The organism is Burkholderia sp. AU44665 (assembly GCF_030504405.1).
GTDB lineage: Bacteria > Pseudomonadota > Gammaproteobacteria > Burkholderiales > Burkholderiaceae > Burkholderia > Burkholderia semiarida.
Genome location: NZ_JAUJRI010000002.1, coordinates 687,947 through 702,318, shown reverse-complemented (window position 1 = coordinate 702,318; position 14,372 = coordinate 687,947). Strand labels below are relative to the sequence as shown.

Below are 14,372 nucleotides of genomic sequence, written 5' to 3'. Positions count from 1 at the left end.
CTTCACGCCGCGGGCGTGGCGGCGACGGCTTCAGCGATGCTCGTCGTGCCGTCCAGCACGCGCGCGAATGCCGCGTCGCGCAGGGTACGCACGCCCTCGGCCGCCACGCATTGCGCGAGTTCGCGGACGCTTGCCCGCGCGACGATGCGCTCGGCCAGCCCGGGCGATACCGGCATCGTCTGATGCAGGCCGATGCGGCCGCGATAGCCGATTCCGTGACAGGCGGAACAGCCGCGCGCGACGAACGGCCGCCAGCCGGTTGCCAGCGCCGCCGGGTCGCAGCCGGCTTCCCGCAGCGCGCGCGCCGATGCGTCCGAATGCACGCGGCAGGCGACGCACAGGCGCCGGACGAGGCGCTGCGCGGTGACGAGGTGCAGCGCGGCCGCGAGGTTGTACGGCGCGACGCCGATGTCGAGCAGCCGCGCGACGGCGGCCGGCGCGTCGTTCGTATGCAGCGTCGACAGCACGAGATGGCCTGTCTGGGCGGCCTTGATCGCGACATCGGCCGTCTCCGCATCGCGAATCTCGCCGACCATGATGACGTCGGGATCCTGTCGCAACAGCGCGCGCAGCGCGGTCGCAAACGTGAGACCGGCCTTGTCGGCGACGCCGACCTGGTTGATCCCGTCGAGCTGGATCTCGGCGGGATCCTCGACCGTACAGACGTTGTGCGCGTCGCGATCGAGCATCTGCAGCGCGCAGTAGAGCGACAGCGTCTTGCCGCTGCCGGTCGGGCCGGTGACGAGCACGAGGCCATGCGGCGCGCGGATCGCGGCCTCCATCGCGGCGGCCTGCCGCGCGTCGAAGCCGAGGTTGGCAAGCGTGAGATCGGGCGGCAGCGTTTCGAGCCGCCGCAGCACGAGCTTTTCGCCGAACAGCGTCGGCAGCGAACTGACGCGGTAGTCGCCGCGCGTGCCGCCGTCGATCGCGATGCGCAGCCGGCCGTCCTGCGGAAGCCGCCGCTCGGCGATGTCCATGCGCGAGAGCACCTTGATCCGCGTCACGAGCGCATCGCGCAGGTGCAGCGGCGGTCGCGCATGTTCATGCAGTACGCCGTCGATGCGCAGACGGATGCGCCAGCCGGCTTCGAACGGCTCGACGTGGATGTCCGACGCGTCGCGCACGCGCGCCGCGTGCAGCGTGTCCGTCAGCAGCCGTACGGCGGGGGCATCGTCGAGCTGGGCCGCATCGAGTGCATGGGGCGCGGCGGCGTGCGCGGGCGCCGACTGCGTGTGCGGCGACGCCCCGGAGGAAGGGAAGTGCATGTGAGCCGGCACGCTGGCCGCCTGTTGACCGTGATGCGCAGATGATCGCGCGTCGCGGGCGGCGCCGGCAGTCGGCCGTTCGGCTAGCGGGAGGCGGCGCGCCCGCTGCGCGTGCCGCGCGGCTTGAAGAGCTTGACGGTGCGTACCGCCTGATCGTCGCTGCGCATCACTTCGAGCATCACGTCGCCGATTTTCAGGCACACGTCGTCTTCCGGAATTTCCTCGAGGATCTCGAGCACCAGCCCATTCAGCGTCTTCGGCCCGTCGGTCGGCAGTTTCAGGTGCAGCCAGCGGTTCAGTTCGCGCAGCGGCATGCTGGCCGACACGATGCATTCACCGTTCTCGTCCCAGCCGCCCGCGCGTTCGCTGCGCGGCATCGACGTCGTGAATTCGCCGATCAGCTCCTCGATGATGTCCTCGGGCGTGACGAGTCCTTCGAGCTCGCCGTACTCGTTGACGACGAGCGCGGTGCGCTGCCGCGTTTCCTGGAAGAACTGGAGCTGCTGGACCACCGGCGTGCCCGACGGCACGTAGTACGGCTCGGCGAGCAGCGTGCGCAGCGTCTCGCGGTCGAAATCCTGGTTGTGCAGCCCGGTGAGCGTCTTGCGCACGTGCAGCACGCCGAGCACCTTGTCGATGTCGCCTTCGTAGACGACCAGGCGGTTGTGATAGCAGGTTTCGAGCTGATGCAGGATGTCGTCGAGCGGCGCGTAGAAGTTGAGCGACTCGATCTGGCGGCGCGGCACCATCACGTCGTCGACCGTGATGTTCTCGAGGTCGAACAGGTTGAGCAGGATGCTGCGGTGCTTGGTCGGCATGAAACTGCTCGATTCGAGCACGATGGCGCGCAGCTCGTCGGCTGACATTCGCTGGTCGCGGCCCTTCTTCGTGTTGATGCGCAGCACCCACAGCACGCCGTTCGCGAGCGCATTGACGAACCAGACGACCGGCTTGAACACGCGCATCAACGGGGCGATCACGAGGCTCGCGGGCAGCGCGATGCGCTCGGGGAACGTCGCGCCGACGATCTTCGGCGCGATTTCCGCGAACACGATGATCAGGAACGCGACGACGCCGGTCGCGATCGACAGCGCGAGGTTGTTGCGGCCGAACGTATGGAGCGCGAGCGACGTCGTGAGGACCGGAATGATCGTGTTGAACAGGTTGTTGCCGATCAGGATCACGCTGAGCAGCAAGTCAGTGCGCGTGAGCAGCCCCTGCGTGGTTTTCGCGCCGAGCACGCCCTGGCCGGCGAGATGCTTCAGCCGATGGCGATTGAGCGCCATCATCGCGGTCTCGGAAATGGAAAAGAAGCTGGAACAGAGGAGAAGCAGGAAGACGGCGCCGATTTGCGCCCATAAGGGAATTTGGTCCACGCGTTGGAAAGGGCAGTGAAGGACAGGGATGGGGCAAATATAGCAGAGGCCGGCGGCCGCGATGTGTCGCGCGCGACACGAGGGCCCGCGGCGGCCGGACGAAAAAAAACCGTGCACAAGGTGCACGGTTTTTTTAAATCTGGTCGGGGTGAGAGGATTCGAACCTCCGGCCTCTACGTCCCGAACGTAGCGCTCTACCAGGCTAAGCTACACCCCGATTTTTGCTCTTCGGACTTTGCCGTCTTCTTGAAGATCGCTGCGTCGTCACAAGCAAGAACGTAACTATAACGATGTTTTTTCTAAAAGGGAATACTTTGGTGAAGAAATTTTTCGAGACAAGGCGGCGCTTCCCGTTCGCCGCGTGTTTACGACTGCCGCGACGTCGAGTATGAACACAACCCGAGCAGGCTTTCCTTGTAGATCGAATCGGGGAACGCGGCAATCGCCGCCGCCGCTGCCTGCGCTTCCTGGCGTGCGCATTCGAGCGTGTGGTCGAGCGCGCCCGAGCGCGTGATCGCTTCGAAAATCGTGTCGAAGCGATCGGTGCCGCCGTGTTCGATCGCCTCGCGGGCGAGCGCCGACTGGTCGGGCGTGCCGCGTTCGATCAGATAGATGAGCGGCAGCGTCGGCTTGCCTTCGCGCAGGTCGTCGCCGGCATTCTTGCCCATCGCCTCGGCGGTGCCCGCATAGTCGAGCCAGTCGTCCATGATCTGGAATGCGGTGCCGATCCGGCGGCCGTATTCGGCGGCGGCGGCCTCGGTCGGCGCGTCGGCGCCCGCGAGCACCGCGCCCAGGCGGGCCGACGCCTCGAACAGCTTCGCCGTCTTGTAGCGGATCACCTGCATGTAGCGCGTCTCGTCGACGTCCGCGTCGTGCATGTTCAGGAGTTGCAGCACCTCGCCTTCCGAAATGATCGTCGTCGCTTCGGACAGGATCTCCATCACGCGCATCTTGCCGACGCCGACCATCATCTCGAACGAGCGCGAGTAGAGGTAATCGCCTACCAGCACGCTCGCCGCGTTGCCGAACAGCGCATTGGCGGTCTGGCGGCCGCGACGCAGCTCGGATTCGTCGACGACGTCGTCATGCAGCAGCGTGGCCGTATGGATGAACTCGACGACGGCGGCCAGCACGTGCCGCTGGTGCGACGTTTCGCCGAGCGCGCCGGCGACGAGCAGCAGCAACGCCGGACGCAGCCGCTTGCCGCCCGCGCCGATGATGTACTCGGCGATCTGGTTGATCAGCAGCACGTCGGACGCGAGGCTTTGCCGGATAACGCGATTCACCTGCTCCATGTCGCTGGTGATCGGGGCGAGCAGGTGGGCGGCGCTGAGGGTGGGGGAGGCGGTGGACGACGACATGATGATGGAATTGGGTGATGCGGCGGATTATAAGTCGAATCCGCGATATGCCGGTCTGTCAGACATACCCGTGGCGCGATTTTGGCCGTCCGGCCGAGGCCCGCGCGCGGCAATCGTCGATCGGCTTTGACTTGGGTGCTAACCCCATGTATAATCACGTGTTTTCCGCGCGTGGTGTGCGGAAAAATTGGATCCAGAGTGAGGTTCTCAATGTACGCGGTCATAAAAACCGGCGGCAAGCAGTACAAGGTTGCCGTTGGCGAAAAACTCAAAGTAGAACAGATACCGGCTGACATTGACGCTGAAATCACGCTCGACCAGGTTCTCGCAGTGGGCGAAGGCGAATCGATTAAGTTCGGTACGCCGCTGGTCAGTGGGGCTTCCGTCAAGGCCACCGTCGTGTCGCACGGTCGTCATGCCAAGGTCACCATCTTCAAGATGCGTCGCCGGAAGCACTACCAAAAGCACGGCGGCCACCGCCAGAACTACACTGAGCTGCGCATCGACGCGATCAACGCGTAAGCGCCTCGGTAAAGGAGCAATCAGATGGCACACAAAAAGGCAGGCGGCTCTTCCCGGAACGGCCGCGACTCCGAGTCGAAACGTCTCGGCGTGAAAGTGTACGGCGGCCAGGCAATCAACGCTGGCGGCATCATCGTGCGTCAGCGCGGCACGCGCATGCACGCTGGCGAGAACGTCGGCATGGGCAAGGATCACACCCTGTTCGCGCTGGTCGACGGTCACGTCAAGTTCGCGACGAAGGGCGCGGACAAGAAGCATCTGGTCATCGTCGTCCCGGCGGCTGCCTGAGTCAGGCACCCACGGGCTTCGTAGCCGAAAGGCCCCGCAGTCTTCGCGGGGCCTTTTTTATTGGGTCGCCGGCCGCAAATGCGCGCCGGCGACCCTCGCGCAACCGGCGTACGATCGGCCGAACGGCAGATTGTTCAAGCGTGTCGGCGCGCGGCACAATAGCGGAAATACTGGGCGGAGTGGCGAATGAAGTTCATTGACGAAGCACGAATCGAAGTCATCGCCGGCGACGGAGGCGATGGCAGCGCGTCGATGCGCCGCGAGAAATTCGTCCCGTTCGGCGGGCCGGACGGCGGCGACGGCGGCCGGGGCGGCAGCGTTTACGCGATCGCCGACCGCAACATCAACACGCTGATCGACTACCGTTACGCGAAGAAGCATCTCGCACGCAACGGCGAAAACGGCCGCGGCTCGGATTGCTACGGCAAGGGTGGCGACGATGTCACGCTGCGCATGCCGGTTGGCACGATCATCAGCGACATGGATACCGGCGAGCTGATCGCCGATCTGACCGAGCACGACCAGCGGGTGATGCTCGCGCAGGGCGGCGCCGGCGGCCTCGGCAACCTGCATTTCAAATCGAGCACGAACCGCGCGCCGCGCCAGAAGACGGACGGCAAGCCGGGCGAGCGGCGCATGCTGAAGCTCGAGCTGAAGGTGCTCGCCGACGTCGGCCTGCTCGGCATGCCGAACGCGGGCAAGTCGACCTTCATCTCGTCGGTGTCGAACGCGAAGCCGAAGATCGCCGACTACCCGTTCACGACGCTCGCGCCGAATCTCGGCGTGGTGCGTGTCGGGCCGAGCAAGAGCTTCGTGATCGCCGATATCCCGGGGCTGATCGAAGGGGCGGCCGAAGGCGCGGGCCTCGGGCATCAATTCCTGCGCCACCTGCAGCGTACCGGCGTGCTGCTGCATCTGGTCGATCTCGCGCCGTTCGACGAAAGCGTCGATCCGGTCGCGGAAGCGACGGCGATCGTCGGCGAACTGCGCAAGTACGACGAGGCGCTCTACGAGAAGCCGCGCTGGCTCGTGCTCAACAAGCTGGACATGGTGCCGGAAGACGAGCGCGAGGCGCGCGTCGCGGATTTCCTCGACCGCTTCGGCTGGGACGGCCCCGTGTTCGAGATCTCGGCGCTGACGGGCCAGGGCTGCGAAGCGCTGTGCTACGCGATCTACGACTACCTCTCCGAACATTCGGACGCGCATCGCGCGGCGGAGGCGGAGGATCTCGCGGCGGACGTGCGTTTCCGCGAGGCGCCGTCGGCGAAGGGTGGTGCGGCGCCGGGCGACGACGCCTGAACGGTTCGCTGACGCGCCGGGCGTGCCGCCCGGCGTTGGCGTTCCATCGGGCCCGGCCGTGGCGGGCATCAGATACAGGAGACAGTGCAGGATGCGTTCGATCATCGCGGATTCGAAGCGATTGGTGGTGAAGGTGGGCTCCAGCCTCGTGACCAACGACGGCAAGGGGCTCGATCATGCTGCAATCGGCCGCTGGGCAGCCCAGATCGCTGCGCTGCGTGCGCAGGGCAAGGAAGTCGTGCTCGTCAGTTCGGGCGCGATTGCCGAAGGCATGCAGCGGCTCGGCTGGAGCAAGCGGCCGCGGGAAATCGATGAGTTGCAGGCCGCGGCCGCGGTCGGCCAGATGGGGCTCGCGCAAGTCTACGAAAGCCGCTTTACCGAGCACGGCATCCGCACCGCGCAGATCCTGCTCACGCACGCCGACCTGGCGGATCGCGAGCGCTATCTGAACGCGCGTTCGACGCTGCTCACGCTGCTGCGGCTCGGCGTCGTGCCGATCATCAACGAGAACGACACGGTCGTCACCGACGAAATCAAGTTCGGCGACAACGACACGCTCGGCGCGCTCGTCGCGAACCTGATCGAAGGCGATGCACTGATCATCCTCACCGACCAGTCGGGGCTGTTCACGGCCGATCCGCGCAAGGACCCGAATGCGACGCTCGTCGGCGAGGCCAACGCGGGCGCACCGGAGCTCGAGGCGATGGCAGGCGGGGCCGGTTCGAGTCTTGGCCGCGGCGGAATGCTGACGAAGATCCTCGCGGCGAAGCGGGCGGCACACAGCGGCGCGAATACCGTGATCGCAAGCGGCCGGGAGTCCGACGTGCTCGTGCGTCTGGCGGCCGGCGAGGCGATCGGCACGCAACTGATCGCACGGACCGCGCGGATGGCGGCACGCAAGCAATGGATGGCCGATCATCTGCAGGTGCGCGGCCATGTCGTGATCGATGCCGGCGCGGTCGAGAAGCTGACGGCCGGCGGCAAGAGCCTGCTGCCGATCGGCGTCACCGACGTGCAGGGCGCGTTCGCGCGCGGCGAGGTGATCGCGTGTGTCGGCCCGGACGGGCGCGAGGTGGCGCGCGGGCTCACGAACTACAGCAGCGCGGAAACGAAGCTGATTCACCGCAAGCCGAGCGGCGAGATCGAGGCCGTGCTCGGCTACATGCTGGAGCCCGAACTGATTCATCGCGACAACCTCGTGCTGGTGTGATCGCCAGCCGGTTTTCGTCGTCGAAATGAAAAAGCCCGCATCGCGCGGGCTTTTCGTTGCAGCGGGGCGATGCGGGCGACGGGCCCCCGCGCGCCGTCAGCGCAGCTGCGTCATCGCGGTGCGGTGGAACCGGATGTTTTCGAGGATCTGCCGGGTGGAGCCCTGGGGCATCTTGTTCGAGCAGAAGTAGTCCTGGTAGAGCGCGGAGTGGTAGGCGTTCAACTCGCCGTTCTCGATGCGCCGCCAGTCGTTCTCGACGGTGCGATCCCAGCCGTTGTGGTCCGCGTTCAGGCCGGCGTACTGGCGCCATTCGTAGGTGTCGCAGCGGATGCCTTCGTAGTTCACGTTGCGCGCGCCGGCCGGGCTCGTGATCACGACGGCGTAGCGCACGACGCCGTCGGTGCCGACGTCGAGCGACTTCGCATCGACGAAGAACTTGAGCGGCGTGTTCTGCGACACGTTGAATGGCAGCAGATCGCCCGTTTGCGGTAGCGGCGGCAGCGTGTCGACGGCGTTTTCCTTCCAGGTTCCCTGCCGGTCGAGCAGGTACACGAACTCGCTGTCATCCTTGTTGGACGGCGCTTTCGAGTTCGCGCAACCGGCCAGGGCGGCCATCGCGGCGATCGATGCGAGCGCGAGAGCAATCGCTTTCAATATGCATTCCTCGTAAAAAAAGGGCGCGACACCAAGGTCGCGCCCGGTCATGCAGTCCAACTCGTCATTTGCCGACGATCACGCGGGGCGGCATCTCGTCGAGCGTGCTCGCTTCCACTTCGACCTCCGAACAGACTACCGATGCGTCGACAATCGTCAGCGTCTGGGCCTGTGCGCCGATGACGCGCGGATAGCGCGACACACGCGGCCCGCGCGGCTTCTCGGCTCGCTGCGCCGGGCGGCGCAGGAAGCGCGACAGTTCCGTCAGCGCCAACTGATAGACATCCCGCTTGAACTCGATCACCGCATCGAGCGGCACCCAGTACTCGTTCCAGCGCCACGCATCGAACTCCGGGTGATCGGTCGCGCGCAAGCAAATGTCGCAATCGCGTCCGACCATCCGCAGCAGGAACCAGATCTGCTTCTGGCCGCGGTAATGACCGCGTACTTCGCGTTTGATGAACTTGTCAGGCACCTCGTAACGCAACCAGTCGCGAGTGCGGCCGATTATCTTGACGTGTTCCGGATGCAGGCCCGTTTCCTCGTGCAGTTCCCGGTACATCGCCTGCATGGGGGTCTCGCCGTACTTGATCCCACCTTGAGGAAACTGCCAGGAATGCTCGCGGAGCCGCTTGCCCCAAAACACCTCGTTGCGCGCGTTCAAGAGGATGATGCCGACGTTCGGGCGAAAGCCTTCACGATCCAGCATACAACCACCTTCGAATCCTTTAAAATTGCTTTGATTATAAACAGATAACGGGCGCTGCGCACCGTGACGGAGCGAATCCGCGCGGGGTACGCCGGCTGAATTGTCCCTGATTAGTCTGCTACGTCGTCTGCGCCATCGTCGTCCCTCGTTGTTCGCCGCGCGCAGCTTTTTCACCTTGAAACTTTTTCGGGCGCCCCGCCTGGGGGCGCCGTTTTTGGAACCGTCCGCATGAAAGCTTCCCGTTTCTTTATCGGCACCCTGAAAGAGGCACCCGCCGACGCAGAGATCGTCAGCCACAAGCTGATGGTCCGCGCCGGCATGATCCGTCGCGTCGCCGGCGGCATCTACAACTATTTGCCGGTCGGCCTGCGTTCGATTCGCAAGGTCGAGGCGATCGTGCGCGAGGAAATGAACCGGGCGGGCGCCATCGAGCTGCTGATGCCGGCCGTGCAGCCGGCCGAGCTGTGGCAGGAATCGGGCCGCTGGGAACAGTACGGCCCCGAGTTGCTGCGCTTCAAGGACCGCAAGGACAACGATTTCGTGATCGGGCCGACGCACGAGGAAGTCGTCACCGACATCGCGCGCAACCAGATCAAGAGCTACCGGCAGATGCCGGTGAACTTCTACCAGATCCAGACGAAGTTCCGCGACGAGATCCGTCCGCGCTTCGGCGTGATGCGCGGCCGCGAATTCATCATGAAGGACGCGTATTCGTTCGACAAGGATGCGGCGGGCCTGAACGAGTCGTACCGCAAGATGTACGACGCGTACGTGCGCATCTTCACGCGCCTCGGCCTCGAGTTCCGCGCGGTGGCGGCCGACAGCGGCTCGATCGGTGGCAACTTCTCGCACGAATTTCACGTGATCGCCGACACCGGCGAGGACGCGATCGCGTACTGCCCGACGTCCGAATTCGCGGCGAACGTCGAGGCGGCCGAAGCGCTGCCGCTGATTGCCGAGCGCGCGGCGCCGGCCGAAACGATGGAAAAGGTCGCGACGCCCGGCAAGGCGAAGTGCGAGGCCGTCGCCGAACTGCTGTCGATCCCGCTCGAGCGCACGATCAAGTCGATCGTGCTCGCGACCGACAATGAAGGCGCCGAGCCGACCATCTGGCTCGTGATGCTGCGCGGCGATCACGACCTGAACGAGATCAAGGTGTCGAAGCTGCCGGGCCTGAAGAACCACCGCTTCGCGACCGAGCAGGAAATCGTCGAGTGGTTCGGCACGCCGCCGGGCTACCTCGGCCCGGTCGGCACGAAGAAGCCGGTGAAGGTGATCGCCGACCGCACGGTCGCGAACATGAGCGACTTCGTCGTCGGCGCGAACGAGGTCGACTATCACATCGCGGGCGTGAACTGGGGCCGCGACCTGCCGGAACCGGAAGTCGCCGACGTGCGCAACGTGAAGAAGGGCGATCCGTCGCCGGACGGCAAGGGCGTGATCGACATCTGCCGCGGCATCGAAGTCGGCCACGTGTTCCAGCTCGGCACCAAGTACTCGGAAGCGATGGGCGCGACGTTCCTCGACGAGTCGGGCAAGCCGCAGCCGATGCTGATGGGCTGCTACGGCGTCGGCATCACGCGTATCCTCGGTGCGGCGATCGAGCAGAACTTCGACGACCGCGGCATCATCTGGCCCGAGTCGATCGCGCCGTTCGAGGTCGTGCTGTGCCCGATGGGCTACGACCGCAGCGACATGGTGCGCGAGACGGCCGACAAGCTGTACGCGGAACTCGTCGCCGCCGGCATCGACGTGATCCTCGACGATCGCGGCGAGCGCCCGGGCGTGATGTTCGCCGACTGGGAGCTGATCGGCGTGCCGCATCGTCTCGTGATCGGCGAGCGCGGCCTGAAGGAAGGCAAGGTCGAATACCAGGGCCGCCGCGACGCCGAAGCGACGCTGCTGCCGGCCGACGCGGCCGCGGCGACGGTCGCCGAGAAGATCCGCGCCGCGCTCGCGCACTGAGCGCGGCGACCGGGGACACGATGGAATACACGTTCCTGTCCGCCACCGTGCTCCTCGTGCTGATCACGGACCCGCTCGGCAACATCCCGCTGTTCATTTCGGCGATGCGGGATGTGCCGCGCGAGCGGCGCGTGAAGCTGATCCTGCGCGAAGTAGGGATCGCGTTCGTGATCCTGCTGTTCTTCATGCTGGTCGGCGATCGCTTTCTGCGGATGATGAGCCTCACCGACCTGTCGCTGCGGCTCGGCGGCGGGATCGTGCTGTTCCTGATCGCGCTGCGGATGATCTTCCCGCATCCGGACGGCGCGCTGGGCAGCGATCCGCGCGCGGGCGGCGAGCCGTTCATCGTGCCGCTCGCGATTCCGGCGCTGGCGGGGCCGTCCGCGCTCGCGACGGTGATGCTGATGACGTCGCAGGCGCCCGGCAAGATGCTCGAGTGGGTCGGCGCGCTGACGGTCACGATGCTCGTCTGCGCGATCACGCTGGTGCTGGCCGAACGGATCCAGCAGTGGCTCGGCGAGCGGACGGTCGCGGCGTTCGAGCGGCTGATGGGGCTCGTGCTCGTCGCGATCTCGGTCGAGATGCTGCTGGCCGGCATCCGCGCGTTCGTGCACCAGTTATAAGCAGGCGGTGCGGAAACAAAAAAGCGGCGCTCCGGGCAACCGGCGCGCCGCTTTCTATTTATATGGCGGGTATATGGCGGACAGCGCGGCGATCAGACGTTCGCGGTCAGCGCGCGGATCGTCGGCAGGTTGCGCCAGTAGCCCTTCGCGTCCATCCCGCAGCCGAACACGTAGCGGTCCGGCACCGAGAAGCCGCAGAAGTCGGGGTGCAGCGGTTTCGCCTTCGTGAGCGTCTTCTCGCACAGCACGGCGGACATGAAGCGCTTCGCGCCCATGTCGAGGATGCGGTCGCGGATCGCGGCCATCGTCTCGCCTTCGTCGAGGATGTCGTCGAGTACGAGCACGATGCGGTCCTTCACCGATTCGCGCGGTGCGACGCGCCAGTGCATCTCCGGGCTGCCCTGCGTCGTGTTGCGGTAGCGGGTCAGGTGGATGTAGTCGAATTCGAGCGGGAAATCGAGATGCGGCAGCAGCATCCCGGTAAACACCGCGGCGCCGCCCATCACCGAGAGAACGAGCGGGAACGCGTCGCCGATCTCGGCGCGGATCGCGTCGGCCATCTTCGAGATCGACGCGTTGACGGCGTCGGCCGAGACGATCTCTTCGGAGTGGTCGAAAATGTGGAGGGCTTCTTCGCGGTTCATGTGTTCTGGCGGGCAGTCGGTATACAAATAAGGATGAAGCAGAACGGCCGGCGCGCGCTACGGCAAAAACCCGCGCGCCGGCCGACGGGCGAAATCAGCGCATGCCGGGCATCATGCCCTTCAGCCCGCGCATCATCTTCTGCATGTTGCCGCCCTTCAGCTTCTTCATCATCGTACGCATCTGGTCGTACTGGTTCAGCATCCGGTTGACTTCCTGCACCGGCACGCCCGCGCCGGCTGCAATGCGGCGCTTGCGCGTCGCCTTGATGATTTCGGGTTTCGCGCGCTCGGCGGGCGTCATCGAGCTGATGATGCCTTCCATCCGGCGGATCGACTTCTCGGCCTGGCCCATGTCGGCGCCGGCCGCCGCCTGCTGGAACTGCGCGGGCAGTTTGTCCATCAGCGACGACAGGCCGCCCATGTTCTTCATCTGCGAGATCTGCGCGCGGAAATCGTTCAGGTCGAAGTCGCCGCCTTTCTTGACCTTGTCGGCGAGCTTCTGCGCGGCCTGGACGTCGACGCCGCGCTGCGCCTCCTCGACGAGCGCGAGGATGTCGCCCATGCCGAGGATCCGGTTCGCCATCCGGTCGGGGTGGAACACCTCGAGGCCGTCGAGCTTCTCGGCGACGCCGACGAACTTGATCGGCTTGCCCGTGATGTGCCGCACCGACAGCGCGGCGCCGCCGCGCGAGTCGCCGTCGAGCTTGGTGAGTACGACGCCAGTGAGCGGCAGCGTGTCGTTGAACGCCTTCGCGGTGTTGACCGCGTCCTGGCCGAGCATCGCGTCGACGACGAACAGCGTTTCGGCCGGCTTCAGCACGCCGTGCAGCGCGGCGATTTCCTGCATCATCGCCTCGTCGATGCCGAGGCGGCCGGCCGTGTCGACGATCAGCACGTCATGGTAGTGGCGCTTCGCCCAGTCGACGGCCGCGAGCGCGATGTCGACGGGCTTCTGGTCCGGCGTGGACGGGAAGAAATCGGCGCCGACCTGTTCGCTCACCGTTTTCAGCTGCATGATCGCGGCCGGGCGATACACGTCGCACGACACGGTCAGCACCTTCTTCTTGTACTTCTCGCGCAGCAGCTTCGCGAGCTTGCCGGCGGTCGTGGTCTTGCCCGCGCCCTGCAGGCCGGCCATCAGGATCACCGCGGGCGGCGTGACCGCGAGGTTCAGCTCGGCGGCCTTGCCTTCGTAATCGCCGCCGATCACGGCGGTGAGTTCCTTCTGGACCACGCCGACGAGCGCCTGGCCCGGCGACAGGCTGCTGATCACCTCTTCGCCGAGCGCCTTTTCCTTGACCTTGGCGATGAATTCGCGGACGACCGGCAGCGACACGTCGGCTTCCAGCAGCGCGAGACGCACCTCGCGGAGCATCTCCTGCGTATTCGCCTCGGTGAGCCGGGCCTCGCCGCGCAGCGTCTTGACGACGCGCGCCATCCGTTGAGTGAGATTGTCGAGCATGGGGAGCGATGGACAGTGGGGCCCGAAGGCGCGGCGGAACCGAACAAAGGGAGCCGTCGCGGGGAGGGGGCCTAGTGTAAACTTCGAACATGGATATTGTACTGTATGCCCTCACCGCATTCCTGTACGGCGGCCTCGCCGTCGCAGGCTGGCGTGCGCACCGCCAGGGTGCGACGCCGCTCGTCGCGAGCGTGCCGGCCGTGCCGGTCCCGGCGTCCGCCGCGTCCGGGATGAGCGGGGCCGGCCGCGCGCTGCTGTTCGCCGCGCTGGTCGCGCACGGCGTGCTGCTGCACATGACGATCTTTCCGAACGACGCGATGGTGTTCGGCTTCGCGTTCGCGCTGTCCGCGATGTTCTGGCTCGGCGCCGGTATCTACTGGATCGAGAGCTTCTTCTTCCCGCTCGACAGCCTGCGCCTGCTGGTGCTGCCGCTCGCGTGCGGCGCGTCGCTGCTGCCGCTGATATTCGGCGGCGTGCGGGTGCTGCCCTATGCCGCGGCGCCGCTGTTCAAGCTGCATTTCCTGATCGCGAACATCGCGTACGGCCTCTTCGCGATCGCCGCGCTGCACGCGATCCTGATGCTGATGGTCGAGCGGCGTCTGCAGTCGCTCAGGAGCGGCGGGCGCGACGGCTCGACGGGCTGGATCGCGAGCTGGCTCGAAACGCTGCCGCCGCTGCTCACGCTCGAGAAGCTGCTGTTCCGCCTGATCGGCGCCGGCTTCGTGCTGCTGACGCTGACGCTCGCGTCGGGCATCCTGTTCAGCGAGCAGGTCGACGCGCGCGCGTTGCGGCTCGATCACAAGACGGTGTTCGCGATCCTGTCGTGGCTGATGTTCGGCGGCCTGCTGGTCGCCCGCAAGACGTCGGGCTGGCGTGGCCGCGGGGCCGCGCGCTGGGTGCTCGTGTCGTTCGCCGCGCTGCTGCTCGCGTATGTCGGCAGCCGGTTCGTTTTCGAGGTGCTGCTGCACCGCTCCGTGGTTTGACCGCAGGTTTC

General features: G+C 66.0%; 14 protein-coding genes and 1 tRNA gene. 7 read left to right on the top strand and 8 right to left on the bottom strand.

Features of this window, described 5'->3' with window-relative positions; all coding sequences use genetic code 11:
* Nucleotides 1-2: 2 nt before the first annotated feature.
* The 4 genes from QZM15_RS08395 to QZM15_RS08380 all read right to left on the bottom strand — a co-directional run bounded on the left by QZM15_RS08395 (nucleotide 3) and on the right by QZM15_RS08380 (nucleotide 4,002).
* On the bottom strand, nucleotides 3-1,265 hold the full coding sequence (locus tag QZM15_RS08395; RefSeq protein ID WP_059580879.1) for a GspE/PulE family protein: 1,263 nt from the start codon (nucleotides 1,263-1,265) through the stop codon (nucleotides 3-5).
* Between the two features lie 83 nt (nucleotides 1,266-1,348).
* The gene (locus QZM15_RS08390) at nucleotides 1,349-2,641 is read right to left on the bottom strand and encodes an HlyC/CorC family transporter (protein ID WP_081066450.1); all 1,293 of its coding nucleotides are present in this window, start codon (nucleotides 2,639-2,641) and stop codon (nucleotides 1,349-1,351) included.
* 140 nt (nucleotides 2,642-2,781) lie between these two features.
* Nucleotides 2,782-2,858, bottom strand: a tRNA-Pro gene (locus QZM15_RS08385).
* A 148-nt stretch (nucleotides 2,859-3,006) separates the two neighbouring features.
* Nucleotides 3,007-4,002 (bottom strand): polyprenyl synthetase family protein, encoded by a 996-nt coding sequence (locus tag QZM15_RS08380; protein ID WP_059580886.1) that lies wholly within the window; start codon nucleotides 4,000-4,002, stop codon nucleotides 3,007-3,009.
* A 210-nt stretch (nucleotides 4,003-4,212) separates the two neighbouring features.
* On the opposite strand from QZM15_RS08380, the gene rplU reads away from it, so the two are divergent.
* The 4 genes from rplU (at nucleotide 4,213) to proB (ending at nucleotide 7,321) form a co-directional block, all read left to right on the top strand.
* Nucleotides 4,213-4,524 carry a 50S ribosomal protein L21 gene (gene rplU, locus QZM15_RS08375; protein WP_006025184.1) on the top strand — a complete coding sequence of 104 codons (312 nt, stop codon included), beginning with the start codon at nucleotides 4,213-4,215 and terminating at the stop codon, nucleotides 4,522-4,524.
* Nucleotides 4,525-4,548: 24 nt separating this feature from the next.
* Nucleotides 4,549-4,812 carry a 50S ribosomal protein L27 gene (rpmA, locus tag QZM15_RS08370; RefSeq protein ID WP_006476999.1) on the top strand — a complete coding sequence of 88 codons (264 nt, stop codon included), beginning with the start codon at nucleotides 4,549-4,551 and terminating at the stop codon, nucleotides 4,810-4,812.
* Nucleotides 4,813-4,998: 186 nt separating this feature from the next.
* The gene (gene obgE, locus QZM15_RS08365; protein ID WP_059580889.1) at nucleotides 4,999-6,111 is read left to right on the top strand and encodes a GTPase ObgE; all 1,113 of its coding nucleotides are present in this window, start codon (nucleotides 4,999-5,001) and stop codon (nucleotides 6,109-6,111) included.
* A gap of 91 nt (nucleotides 6,112-6,202) precedes the next feature.
* Nucleotides 6,203-7,321: a glutamate 5-kinase gene (proB, locus tag QZM15_RS08360; RefSeq protein WP_059580892.1), complete on the top strand. Its 1,119-nt coding sequence runs from the start codon at nucleotides 6,203-6,205 to the stop codon at nucleotides 7,319-7,321.
* 96 nt (nucleotides 7,322-7,417) lie between these two features.
* Here the strand turns inward: proB and QZM15_RS08355 are convergent, their stop codons facing one another.
* Nucleotides 7,418-8,026: a CNP1-like family protein gene (locus QZM15_RS08355; RefSeq protein WP_059580894.1), complete on the bottom strand. Its 609-nt coding sequence runs from the start codon at nucleotides 8,024-8,026 to the stop codon at nucleotides 7,418-7,420.
* A gap of 13 nt (nucleotides 8,027-8,039) precedes the next feature.
* A complete protein-coding gene (locus tag QZM15_RS08350) occupies nucleotides 8,040-8,684 on the bottom strand; it encodes an RNA pyrophosphohydrolase (protein WP_059580896.1) in 645 nt (214 codons plus the stop codon).
* 228 nt (nucleotides 8,685-8,912) lie between these two features.
* Here QZM15_RS08350 and QZM15_RS08345 point away from each other — a divergent pair, with 228 nt between their 5' ends.
* Together QZM15_RS08345 and QZM15_RS08340 are read left to right on the top strand one after the other, a co-directional pair.
* Nucleotides 8,913-10,649, top strand: a complete 1,737-nt coding sequence (locus QZM15_RS08345; RefSeq protein ID WP_059580899.1) for a proline--tRNA ligase — start codon at nucleotides 8,913-8,915, stop codon at nucleotides 10,647-10,649.
* Between the two features lie 20 nt (nucleotides 10,650-10,669).
* Entirely contained in the window at nucleotides 10,670-11,272 is a 603-nt protein-coding gene (locus QZM15_RS08340) for a MarC family protein (protein ID WP_059638023.1), read from the top strand.
* A gap of 92 nt (nucleotides 11,273-11,364) precedes the next feature.
* On the opposite strand, the gene QZM15_RS08335 is transcribed toward QZM15_RS08340, so the two are convergent.
* A complete protein-coding gene (locus QZM15_RS08335) occupies nucleotides 11,365-11,916 on the bottom strand; it encodes a hypoxanthine-guanine phosphoribosyltransferase (protein WP_059580903.1) in 552 nt (183 codons plus the stop codon).
* A gap of 94 nt (nucleotides 11,917-12,010) precedes the next feature.
* Nucleotides 12,011-13,378 (bottom strand): signal recognition particle protein, encoded by a 1,368-nt coding sequence (gene ffh / locus QZM15_RS08330; RefSeq protein ID WP_059580906.1) that lies wholly within the window; start codon nucleotides 13,376-13,378, stop codon nucleotides 12,011-12,013.
* Between the two features lie 89 nt (nucleotides 13,379-13,467).
* Between ffh and ccsA the strand changes: the two genes are divergently transcribed.
* The gene (gene ccsA, locus QZM15_RS08325; protein WP_059580909.1) at nucleotides 13,468-14,361 is read left to right on the top strand and encodes an inner membrane protein YpjD; all 894 of its coding nucleotides are present in this window, start codon (nucleotides 13,468-13,470) and stop codon (nucleotides 14,359-14,361) included.
* Nucleotides 14,362-14,372: the final 11 nt, after the last annotated feature.

Bases quoted from the DNA above. Each gene is read 5' to 3' on its own strand.
- QZM15_RS08395 (WP_059580879.1), bottom strand. From the start codon at position 1,265: ATGCACTTCCCTTCCTCCGGGGCGTCGCCGCACACGCAGTCGGCGCCC.
- QZM15_RS08380 (WP_059580886.1), bottom strand. From the start codon at position 4,002: ATGTCGTCGTCCACCGCCTCCCCCACCCTCAGCGCCGCCCACCTGCTC.
- rplU (WP_006025184.1), top strand. From the start codon at position 4,213: ATGTACGCGGTCATAAAAACCGGCGGCAAGCAGTACAAGGTTGCCGTT.
- rpmA (WP_006476999.1), top strand. From the start codon at position 4,549: ATGGCACACAAAAAGGCAGGCGGCTCTTCCCGGAACGGCCGCGACTCC.
- obgE (WP_059580889.1), top strand. From the start codon at position 4,999: ATGAAGTTCATTGACGAAGCACGAATCGAAGTCATCGCCGGCGACGGA.
- proB (WP_059580892.1), top strand. From the start codon at position 6,203: ATGCGTTCGATCATCGCGGATTCGAAGCGATTGGTGGTGAAGGTGGGC.
- QZM15_RS08355 (WP_059580894.1), bottom strand. From the start codon at position 8,026: ATGACCGGGCGCGACCTTGGTGTCGCGCCCTTTTTTTACGAGGAATGC.
- QZM15_RS08350 (WP_059580896.1), bottom strand. From the start codon at position 8,684: ATGCTGGATCGTGAAGGCTTTCGCCCGAACGTCGGCATCATCCTCTTG.
- QZM15_RS08345 (WP_059580899.1), top strand. From the start codon at position 8,913: ATGAAAGCTTCCCGTTTCTTTATCGGCACCCTGAAAGAGGCACCCGCC.
- QZM15_RS08340 (WP_059638023.1), top strand. From the start codon at position 10,670: ATGGAATACACGTTCCTGTCCGCCACCGTGCTCCTCGTGCTGATCACG.
- QZM15_RS08335 (WP_059580903.1), bottom strand. From the start codon at position 11,916: ATGAACCGCGAAGAAGCCCTCCACATTTTCGACCACTCCGAAGAGATC.
- ffh (WP_059580906.1), bottom strand. From the start codon at position 13,378: ATGCTCGACAATCTCACTCAACGGATGGCGCGCGTCGTCAAGACGCTG.
- ccsA (WP_059580909.1), top strand. From the start codon at position 13,468: ATGGATATTGTACTGTATGCCCTCACCGCATTCCTGTACGGCGGCCTC.